This window comes from Salinivibrio sp. MA427, from assembly GCF_001996115.1.
Classification (GTDB): domain Bacteria; phylum Pseudomonadota; class Gammaproteobacteria; order Enterobacterales; family Vibrionaceae; genus Salinivibrio; species Salinivibrio costicola.
This window is the reverse complement of sequence record NZ_MUFH01000085.1, coordinates 1-9364: the sequence shown is the minus strand read 5'-3', so window position 1 is coordinate 9364 and position 9364 is coordinate 1. Positions and strand designations below refer to the sequence as shown.

General features: G+C 47.6%; 8 protein-coding genes and 1 pseudogene. 3 read left to right on the top strand and 6 right to left on the bottom strand.

From position 1 onward, the window contains the following. Window positions 1-584, top strand: a 584-nt coding sequence (locus BZG79_RS07645; protein WP_077774102.1) for a glutathione S-transferase family protein, incomplete at its 5' end; no start/stop codon positions are given. Window positions 585-607: 23 nt separating this feature from the next. Here the strand turns inward: BZG79_RS07645 and BZG79_RS07640 are convergent. Together BZG79_RS07640 and BZG79_RS07635 are read right to left on the bottom strand one after the other, a co-directional pair. Next, complete coding sequence (locus BZG79_RS07640) at window positions 608-1270, bottom strand: glutathione S-transferase (RefSeq protein WP_077460882.1); 663 nt, start codon at window positions 1268-1270, stop codon at window positions 608-610. Between the two features lie 87 nt (window positions 1271-1357). Continuing rightward, a complete protein-coding gene (locus BZG79_RS07635; protein ID WP_077460883.1) occupies window positions 1358-1894 on the bottom strand; it encodes a hypothetical protein in 537 nt (178 codons plus the stop codon). 196 nt (window positions 1895-2090) lie between these two features. Here BZG79_RS07635 and BZG79_RS07630 point away from each other — a divergent pair, with 196 nt between their 5' ends. Then, the gene (locus tag BZG79_RS07630) at window positions 2091-3647 is read left to right on the top strand and encodes a cryptochrome/photolyase family protein (RefSeq protein ID WP_242414139.1); all 1557 of its coding nucleotides are present in this window, start codon (window positions 2091-2093) and stop codon (window positions 3645-3647) included. Between the two features lie 82 nt (window positions 3648-3729). Here BZG79_RS07630 and BZG79_RS07625 read toward each other — a convergent pair whose 3' ends face one another. Next, a complete protein-coding gene (locus tag BZG79_RS07625; protein ID WP_025744343.1) occupies window positions 3730-4368 on the bottom strand; it encodes an OmpA family protein in 639 nt (212 codons plus the stop codon). Between the two features lie 283 nt (window positions 4369-4651). Between BZG79_RS07625 and yiaY the strand changes: the two genes are divergently transcribed. Continuing rightward, entirely contained in the window at window positions 4652-5800 is a 1149-nt protein-coding gene (gene yiaY / locus BZG79_RS07620; protein ID WP_025744342.1) for an L-threonine dehydrogenase, read from the top strand. 63 nt (window positions 5801-5863) lie between these two features. Here the strand turns inward: yiaY and BZG79_RS07615 are convergent, their stop codons facing one another. From BZG79_RS07615 to BZG79_RS07605, 3 genes and pseudogenes are all read right to left on the bottom strand, one after another. Next, on the bottom strand, window positions 5864-6877 hold the full coding sequence (locus BZG79_RS07615) for a 2-hydroxyacid dehydrogenase (RefSeq protein WP_077774100.1): 1014 nt from the start codon (window positions 6875-6877) through the stop codon (window positions 5864-5866). Window positions 6878-7045: 168 nt separating this feature from the next. Then, window positions 7046-8065: a TonB-dependent receptor gene (locus tag BZG79_RS07610; RefSeq protein ID WP_199877604.1), complete on the bottom strand. Its 1020-nt coding sequence runs from the start codon at window positions 8063-8065 to the stop codon at window positions 7046-7048. Next, window positions 8046-9256 (bottom strand): annotated as a pseudogene (locus BZG79_RS07605) (IS4 family transposase). The gene BZG79_RS07610 and the pseudogene BZG79_RS07605 overlap by 20 nt, the downstream one beginning before the upstream one ends. Window positions 9257-9364: the final 108 nt, after the last annotated feature.

The window sequence follows — 9364 nt, the reverse complement described above, 5'->3', positions numbered from 1 at the left end:
TGATTGAGGAGCTGGATTTAAGTATTGCGCTAGAAGAAGTCGATATTCGTCATAGCCATCGTGACGCACAAGCCATCGCTGAGCGTTGTCCGATGCAACAAACCCCCGTTTTAGAAGACGGCCCGAATAGCGTGTGGGAGTCACATACCATATTGCGCTACCTCGTTGCTTGTTATGGTAACAAAATGTGGTATCCGGATTGTGCGTTTCAACGATCATGTTATGAACGCTGGATGGACTGGTGTCTCTCCTCATTCCAACCCGTTATTAAAAGGGCGTTATTCTCTTCAGCCTCTGACCACCCACATGCTATGTCTTCACAAGCTATGTCATCACGAGAAAAGGCGCTAGAGCAGTGTCGTTATCATCTGGAACGAATCGATGAGGTACTGGCGGAGCAAAAATATCTCGCATCAGATCGCATAACATTGGCTGATATTGCGATAGGAAGTTTGATCCATAGCTTGCATAATGAGGCGTCTTTAACCTTGCCACCTAATATCTCTCGCTGGTATCAGCAGTTAGCTGATTTGCCAGGCTATCAGCGTTGGATCATGCAAGCAGAGTCGACTCTGCCTGCATAATACAAGCCTTAACACTGTCTTTGTTACAGTGTTTTTAGGGGGCCGACCACGCATAACGCATTCTGGTAGCCGGGTTGCTGCTCAACTTGCTCCAGATAGCGAAAAATGTTGGCGTGATGTTCGGTATGAAGCTGTGGGCGCGCTGCCAATAATGGAAAACTCATTTGAATATCGGCCGCTGTGATTTGGTCCCCACAGAGCCATTTATGATGCGCTAAATGATTATCTATCATAGCGAAATGGTCGTGTAACTGCGGCGTCAGGAACTGCTGCTTCACACCATCCATCAGCTTCCGGGCTAGGGGCCGAATAAAAAATGGCATGGGAGATTCTGGAATTTTACTGAATATCAGAGACATCACCAATGGTGGCATCAGAGAGCCTTCGGCATAATGCATCCAGTATCGATAGAGGCTCTTCTCTGTTTTTGTTTCAGGTATTAAGCTGCCATCCCCGTATGTATCTAACAAATATTCAATGATTGCGCCAGATTCCGCAATCACAATGTCCCCGTCTTCGATCACGGGCGCTTTCCCCAAGCTGTGTATTTGTTTCAACTCACGCGGTGCGAGTTTGGTTTTTGGGTCACGCTGGTGGCGAACCAACTGATATGGAACCGCCAAAGACTCCAATAACCAAACAATACGCTGAGACCGCGATTGCTCTAAATGATGTAAAGTAATCATATCGGACCGTTTTAGACTGTAATTTAAAAACTAGGCTCGGGATAACGTACGACTCTAATGCTGATTCGATCAATAATGGTTGGCAGATCATTGGGTAAGAGCGGGAAGGACTTGTCCTTCGATACGAAGATCCGGACTGATTTCTTGAATATTTGTACCGCGAATATACAGATTGCCGCCGATATAGATATCGTCAGGAATAGCGTTTATCGGTGAGTTCGTGAGGTATAAATTGCCTTCAACAAATAGACGCTGAGGGAGCGCTGTCAATGGCGTATTGACCAGGCTTAAATCGCCTCGCACCACGAGGTTAGGGGGCAGACGCGTTATTTGTGTATTGGTCAGGTTAATATAGCCACCGACTTTCATCCTCGGTAGCTGCTTCAAAGCGGTATTGGCCGCGTTAAAATACCCGCCCACCTCTAATCCGCGAGGTAGCCGTACAATATCACTGGCTTCAATATCCAGGTACCCTTTTGTTTTGAACCCTGCAGGGAGTGCTGTAATCGGCGCAAACCGCAGTTTTACGTTACCGTAATTATCTATGTAGCCGTGGAAGCGAAGGTCTTGTACAAACTGGCTAGCGGGCTCATTCATTGCCAATGTCGGATAGACAACTATCATTGGAGTGATCAACAGGCAAAATCTGACAAGAAGTGCGCGCATAAGAGTAGGGCATAATGGCTAGTGTTTGGTCCAATGTAGAGCGTTTTGGCAGATATTCAAGCTGGTTGAGCTAGGCAATCATCGAAAATGTGGTTTGCTGCGTATGATTTTGCAACATTTATCTTGCAACACTTATTATGACAACGAGGTGCCAGTGAAGAGCACGCACTATAGAACTTTGCGCTTGGTGCTGGGCGATCAGCTCAATGCGAGCCATTCATGGTTTAAACAGACCGATGACTCTGTGCTTTATTTGGTTGCGGAGCTTAACCAAGAAGCCACCTATGTCAGGCATCATGTCCAAAAGGTAAGCGCATTCTTCGCGGCGATGGCGGCCTTTTCCCATGCACTTGAGCAGGCGGGTCACCATGTCTGTTACCTCACTTTAGATGACACTCAACGCTATCAAGATTTACCCGCGCTAATAAGTGCTTTGTGTGAACATTATCAGGTAAACACCTTTGCGTATCAGCGGCCGGACGAGTATCGGCTTTCGCAGCAACTCATCGCGCTCAATCTCCCCGATAAAGTGGCAATCCAATGTGTTGATACAGAGCACTTTTTATTGCCTTACGAGCATATAGCGACTCAGTTTACGGCGAATAAACATCGTAAAATGGAGTATTTTTATCGGGATATGCGTCGCCAGTTTGGTGTCCTGATGGACGGTGATGCGCCAGAAGGAGGACGCTGGAATTACGATCAAGATAATCGTAACAAGCTCAAAAAAAGCGATTTAGCTGCCATTCCGTCTCCCTTAGTATTCAGTAACGATGTTCGCGATATTTTAGCTCGTATCGAACGGCATAACGTTGCGACGATCGGTGAACCTGCACCAGACCTACTCTGGCCTGTGACACGTTCACAGGCGAAAGCCTTGTTGGATCACTTTTGCCGTCATTGCTTGCCTCTGTTTGGTCAGTTTCAAGATGCCATGACGGGTCGTAGCGATCACCAATGGAGCCTCTATCACAGCCGTTTGTCGTTTGCACTGAATGCAAAGTTACTTCATCCCATGCAGGTTATTACCGTCGCGATTGAGTATTTCCGACATAGTGATGCCATCAACCTGGCGCAGATCGAAGGCTTTGTGCGTCAAATTTTAGGCTGGCGGGAGTACATACGTGGCGTATATTGGGCAAATATGCCTGCTTATGCAGAGAAAAATGTCCTCGAGGCAAATCGACCACTCCCGCGTTATTTCTGGGATGGGCAAACCAAAATGCGCTGTGTGTCTCAAGCGGTGACCCAGTCATTGCAAACGGCCTACGCACACCATATTCAACGACTCATGGTAACGGGGAACTTTTGCTTGCTAGCCGGTATTAACCCGGATGCCGTCGATGACTGGTACTTATCAATTTATATTGATGCGATAGAATGGGTTGAGATGCCTAACACTAGGGGGATGACGCAATTTGCTGATAACGGGTTGGTTGGCACGAAACCCTATGCGGCCAGTGGCGCTTATATTAATCGCATGAGTGATTATTGCGGGGATTGTCATTACTCAGTGAAAGAGAAAGTGGGGGATAACGCGTGTCCACTGAATGCACTTTATTGGCATTTTATGCAGCGTCATCGCGATCGCTTTAGTCGAAATCCAAGAATGGCTATGCCTTACAGAAACTGGGATAAAATGGACGCTGCCGAGCGCGAGGCCATGATTGAGCGTGCAGACTATTTGCTTGCTCATCTCGATAATCTCTAGTGTTGGTGATCAATCGCTCTTTACGGTGCGCTTACTGCCAATAAGCGCACTGTGTTGTGTCAACCTTGATTGATTACCGCTGCTATTGGGTGTTTGGTACCACTTGAATCTCAACCCGACGATTCAATGCGCGATTGGATGCACTGTTATTGGCAACGAGTGGACGTGTTTCGCCAAATCCAGAGGTATAAAGGCGCGCATTGTCGATAGACTGGCTGGCAAGATAGCGTTTAACGCTCATCGCACGTCGCTCAGACAAGCCTTGGTTGTATGAGGCCGCCCCTGTGTTGTCGGTATGGCCCTCAATGCTTAAAAAGGTTTTGTCGTATTTGCGCATGACGTTGGAAACCGCATTGAGGGTGGGATAGAAGTCGGCGGCGATAGCATCTTGATCCAATCCAAAGGTAATATTCGATGGCATGATCAAACGAATGTTATCCCCTTCTCGTACTACTTGAATGCCGGAGCCTGCCAATTCCTCACGGAAAGCCTGCTCTTGCTTATCCATATAGTTGCCCACCGCGGCACCACCGATCGCGCCAATGGCCGCCCCGATGAATGCGCGTTTATCTTTGTGGTTGGAGGTGGACTTACCCGCAATCGCACCGGTGATTGCGCCAATGGCCGCACCTTTTTGGGCATTCGACATGGATTCACAGCCTGTTAATGCCAGTGAGGCAGTCAAAACCGCAACCGCAGTCAGTTTATATTTTGTTCCCATTGTGTTCTCTCTATCACAAGTTAGCGATGACTCTACTCTATTGCATGTTAGACATTATTCTTCAAGAAAGTGTCAAAAAAATGATTTTCTGCTGATGTTTTAAACACAATGGACTCCGTCGCAGACACAACTCTCAGTTTTGTCTTTTATTTTGTTTATCTTGCCTAGCAAATTGCGCTGGATCAAAATGTGACGAACTAATGGCGTGTTACAAAATGGCATCAAAAGGGGAAAGCACTTTCTGCTAAAACCTCTGTTATCCCTACAAAAGGAGTCAAGGATCATGTCGAGCACTTTCTTTATCCCAGCGGTTAACCTTATGGGTGCCGGATGCCTTTCAGAAGCCGCAGACGCTATTCAATCGCATGGATTTAAAAAAGCCCTCATTGTCACCGATAAGGTGCTGAACGAAATTGGTGTCGTCAAACAAATCGCGGCGTTACTGGATAGTCGCCAGGTTGACAGTGTGGTGTATGACGGTACTCAGCCTAACCCAACAACCGGCAATGTGGCGCAAGGCCTTGAGCTTTTGCAAGCGAATCAATGTGACTGCGTGATCTCTTTGGGTGGCGGATCGCCGCATGATTGTGCGAAGGGTATCGCTTTAGTTGCCACGAACGGCGGCCATATCAGTGATTATGAAGGTGTCGATCAATCGGCGAAACCTCAACTGCCACTGATTGCGATCAATACAACAGCCGGCACGGCATCTGAGATGACGCGTTTTTGTATTATTACTGAAGAAGAACGTCATATTAAGATGGCGATTGTCGATAAGCATACCACGCCAATTATCTCGGTGAATGATCCTGAGCTTATGCTCGCGAAGCCAGCTTCACTAACCGCGGCGACCGGAATGGACGCATTAACTCACGCCGTTGAAGCGTATGTATCAACCGCCGCGACACCGATCACGGATGCCGTCGCGCTCAAAGCAATGACCTTGATTCAAGAGCACCTTCGTACCGCCGTGGCTGACGGACAGAATATTGAGGCACGTGAACAAATGGCTTATGCGCAGTTTATGGCCGGTATGGCATTCAATAATGCGTCGCTCGGCTATGTGCATGCCATGGCACATCAGCTCGGCGGGTTTTATGACCTCCCTCATGGTGTGTGTAACGCGGTATTGCTCCCCCATGTTCAGCGCTATAACGCGCAAGTCTGTGCAAGTCGTTTACGCGATGTGGCAACTGCGATGGGCGTTGATACCGAAAACATGACTGAGGATGAAGGTGCGAAAGCCGCAATCCAAGCGATTCAGTCGTTGTCAACGGATGTAGGTATTCCTGCAGGTCTGAATGAATTGGGCGTTAAACAAGACGATATTGATGTGTTGACGGAAAATGCGCTCAAAGATGCTTGCGGGTTTACCAATCCGAAGCAAGCAACCCATGAAGAAATTGCTAAAATTTTCATGGAAGCCATGTAATCAGCCGCTAAATCGATATTGAAGAACAAAAGGCCTGAGCGATCAGGCCTTTTTTAATCGGCGTTAATCGCTTCTGTCTTCCACTTCGACGATTTGGTTTTGGCAAGTCTGACCACTTAGTACGATCTGAATGTTCGCCAATGTGGTCTCGGCAATGTTGTGCAGTGCTTCTTTGGTTAAGAAAGCCTGGTGGCCGGTAATCAATACGTTGTGGCAGGCTGAAAGCCGACGAAATACGTCATCCACAATCACATCATTCGATTTATCTTGGAAAAAGAGGTCGCGCTCATTGTCGTAGACATCTAAGCCTAATGAGCCAATTCGGCCTTGTTTGAGTGCTTCGATGGCCGCGACAGAATCAAGAAGCTCGCCCCGACTGGTGTTTATCACCATCACACCGTCTTTCATTTGATTGAATGCGTTGGCACTGAGTAAATGGTAGTTCTCTTTAGACATGGGGCAATGTAAAGAAACAACATCACTTTGCGCATAAAGCGTTTCTTTTGAAACATATTCCGCCCCCAGTTCAAGGGCCTGTGGGTTTTGATAGGGATCGTGGCAGAGTAGACGCATCCCTAGGCCGTTGAGAATGCGCATGGTCGCAATACCAATTTTTCCTGTACCAATAATCCCCGCTGTTTTGCCATGAAAGTTGAAGCCGACTAAACCCTCGAGCTCAAAGTTGGCRTCGCGGGTACGTTGATACGCTTTATGGAAACGACGATTAAGACACATCATCATGCCAACCGTGTGCTCGGCGACCGATTCAGGCGAGTACGCGGGCACGCGCACAACCGTGATCCCCAGTGATTTAGCTGCGTCGAGATCGACACGGTCGTAGCCAGCGCAACGCAAGGCTACGAGAGAAGTCCCTGCCTTTGCGAGAATTTCAAGTACGGGGCGAGACAAATCATCGTTTACAAACGCACAAACCACCTCGGCACCTTGCGCCATTTTGGCTGTTTTGTCAGTGAGTTGGAAATCATGAAACTCAAACGTGTACGCAAATGCGTCGTTGACATGAGTAAAGGCGGCCTTGTCATAAGATTTCGCGCTAAATACGGCAATGGTCGTCATTAAATAGCCTCCGGTTTAATCGGGGGAGGTGAATGGTCTCTATCAATAACGTGATTTTGATCAGAAATAAACCATTAAATTTATCAGGATAATCGTGTCGGTTATGGTACGAAATTGCAAAGCCGAACTTGTGTTCGGCTTTGATAATGTTGTGTCTCCCTCGCTTGCCTAGAACCTAATAGTGGCATTAATGCGTATATCTCGGCCAGCTGCTGGCACGCCGGCAGAAAGGTAGGGTGAGTAATATTGATCGGTAAGATTGATGATAGTGGCACGTAGTACAAAATCATCACTGGGCTTCCATTCACCATACAAGTTTTGGAAAAAGTAGGCGTCACTTGCCACGTTTGCAGTGTGCAAAGAAGGCTCGTTAGGAACACGATCTTGCTCGTCCCAATACTGCCCTTGCCATGCGATTTGAATGGTATCTGTCAGTTGGTGTCCGATACCGAACATTGCACTTAGTGGTGGGGTTTCGTACCAGTATTCGTCTGCGCCTGTGCTATCGCGCAATGATCCTTTATGTTTCCCCCTAACAATAGAAACAGACGCATCGGTGAACCAATCGTAGAGACGATATTGTAACTGTGCGTCGAGGCCGTAGGTATATAGCCCTTCTAGGTTGGTATAGTAGCCTTCTTTTTGTTTTGTCGCATTTATGCCACGACGCTGAGCAACGTCATGAATGATGTCATTCCAGAACAGCGTGACCTCAGTAGCAAGGTGATCGCTTTCAGTCAACACACGTTGATGCTCATTAGTCATACCTAATAGATACGCATTGACTCGAGTCACGGAAAGATCCCGACTTGTCGAGGCCCGTTTAGAGGCTCTTGCATACTGCACCGTATACAATTCGTCAATTGTTGGTGCTTTCAAGCCATAAGCATAGGCGGCTTTGATTTGCGTAGATGGACTGACATCGTAGACCAATGCAATACGCGGCTCCCAACCCTGGTGAGTAACAGCACTATAGTCATGACCTACAGATGGGTCGTTATAATCAGGTGCTAAGTTTGGCACGCCCTCTGATCGAATATGGTTATAGCGCAGCGAGGCGGTTAGTTCGAGATCTGGAGTAATGAAGTATCTATCTTGGACAAACGCACTTTGAGTTCGCTGTTCACCAGATGGTTCAAAGTTTGGTGTATAGTACTGAGGGATCCCCTCATAAATCCGCCAATGCATAGCCATCTTTCAAGAGCTGCTGAGCTAAAACTACCCCCGCTGCTAAGAGGTCTTGAGTCGTGATATTTCGTAGTCGGGTCGCCTGAGCAGTTCCATGCCTAACCGGACAGTAGACAGGACATTTCGGCTTCTGACTGTATTCGCTTGAAAGTGCCTGTCCCATCCTTGGCTCTGCGCATGTATTCCTGCCAGCCAAAACATAAGTTGCAGCATGAGGGCTATCAGCAAAATGATATCGAACCTTTTTGGGCAACGAGTCCGGCTTTGGCGTAGGCCTAATCCGTATACGGGACTCTTTAAGTCTCGGAAGGCTTCCTCTATCTGCATACGCTTTGCGTAAAGCTTTACCAACTGCTTGGGCGTACGGGCTGATGTTGGTAGGTTAGTGGCCAATACCCATGGCTCCTTTGCCGAGTCAGCGTACACCTTGGGCGATGGATGGTGGCAATTTGTTCGGGTAGAGCGCTGACTCTTACGGCCTTTAGGCAATGCGCTATACAGCACGAGTTGGCAGTTGATGGCATTGCTTTTGGTCAGTTTTTGATAACCAAGACTTTTGGCTCTGCTAGAGGCTTTGCTATGTAAGCGACTGACTGGCCGCCAATTCTCGGCACCTGGCTCAGAAAATTGCACTTTACCTCTTACTCGACTCAGCCAGTACCATCCGTGTTTCTCAACAGACTTGTACCATGGCACTTTAAATCCAGCATCACTGATAATCAGTGGGGTCACCGAAGAAGGTAAGATGCTTGCTAGGTCAGATAAAAACTGATCATGAGCAGACTTAGAGCACTGCTTTGACAGTGGAAAGGCCTTTTCATATAAAGTGACCGAACGTCCTTGGAGCGCCACAGATGCTCGCAGCACCATAAGTCGCTTGTGTTCACGGATATCAGACCAATCGACGAGCACCACTGGCATGGGATTGCCTGCACAGATAAAACGCGCATGCCAACGGTAAACGGCGAGTCTCTCCTGATGCAAGTGATGGTTACCTAACAGGCGATCCATCCGCTTTATGTTATGTTTAGCTCTGGCTTGGCAGGGTAAGTGACGACCAAGYTCAGTGAGCGTYAGCGTTTTACTATCAAGCAATGCTCGACACGCTAACATCAAGCTATTAAGTCGCTTTAAGTGCAGTTCAGGGCAGAATTGGTAGAGAGAATCGTGTAATATATTGAGTTCGCACATCTTGTTGTCTGGTTGCTTGTTTTTTGGCGAAATCATTTGATCACATAACAGGATGTGCATCTACCTTAACTTTATGATTTTTATCTAAATCATCAGGGGATTCCTCAG